Origin of the sequence: Mycobacterium intermedium (assembly GCF_002086275.1) — a bacterium.
In the GTDB taxonomy this organism is placed as follows: domain Bacteria; phylum Actinomycetota; class Actinomycetes; order Mycobacteriales; family Mycobacteriaceae; genus Mycobacterium; species Mycobacterium intermedium.
In genome coordinates this window covers 1-829 of sequence record NZ_MVHT01000260.1, presented here as the reverse complement: position 1 = coordinate 829, position 829 = coordinate 1, and the positions used below count along the sequence as shown (strand labels likewise).

The 829-nt window shown below is 78.4% G+C and carries 1 protein-coding gene; it reads left to right on the top strand.

What is annotated here, in order from left to right:
• Positions 1-98: 98 nt before the first annotated feature.
• Positions 99-829 (top strand): hypothetical protein (locus tag BST27_RS32175; protein WP_211285336.1); only part of this gene is annotated, 731 nt, incomplete at its 3' end.

Below are 829 nucleotides of genomic sequence, written 5' to 3'. Positions count from 1 at the left end.
GGCGCCCCGCCGGCACCTCCGCTACCAGCGTTCCCGCCGTTGCCGTCTGTGCCCACCGTGCCGTGCGTTGAGTCGCCACCGGCGCCACCGGCGCCGCCGTGGCCGCCGGCCCCACCATCGCCGCCCTGCCCGCCGGCCTGGCCGACGGTGCCGTGGTCCTCGGAATCGCCGGCTTCGGCGGGGCCGGTGGCAACGGAGGCAACCCGGGCAACGGTGGAGCGGCAGGGATCGGCGGCCTCGCCGGCGGGGCCAGCGGGACCGATGGCGCCAACGGAAAGGTCGGCTTCACGCCCGCCAGTGGCGGCAACGGTGGCGATGGTGGCGATGGCGCGCACGGTGTCACCGCCGGTGTCAGTGGCGGTGCCGGCGGGGCGGGCGGCAACGGCGGGTCGGTGGGCAACGGCGGCGCCGGCGGGGCCGGCGGCGACGGTGCGGCAGGCGCTGCGGGTGCCGACGGCGCCGGAGGCACCGTTACCCCGTTTACCACGGGCGGCGCGGGAGGTAACGGCGCGGCAGGTCAGGCCGGCGGTCACGGCGGTGCCGGCGGTGCCGGTGGAGCCGGTGGGTCCAAGTCCGGCAATGGCGGCGCCGGTGGGATCGGCGGCGACGGCGGCGACGGCGGCGACGGCGGGGACGGCGGCAACGGCGGTCACGGCAACACCGGCAAGGCCGGCATTGGCAACAACGGCGGGTCAGGCGGCCACGGCGGGGCCGGTGGAGCCGGCGGCAATGGTGGCGCCGGTGGGGCCGGTGGTGCGTCGACGAACGGCATTGTGGGCGCCGACGCCAACGGCGGCAACGCGGGTAACGGCGGTGCCGGCGGGGTCGG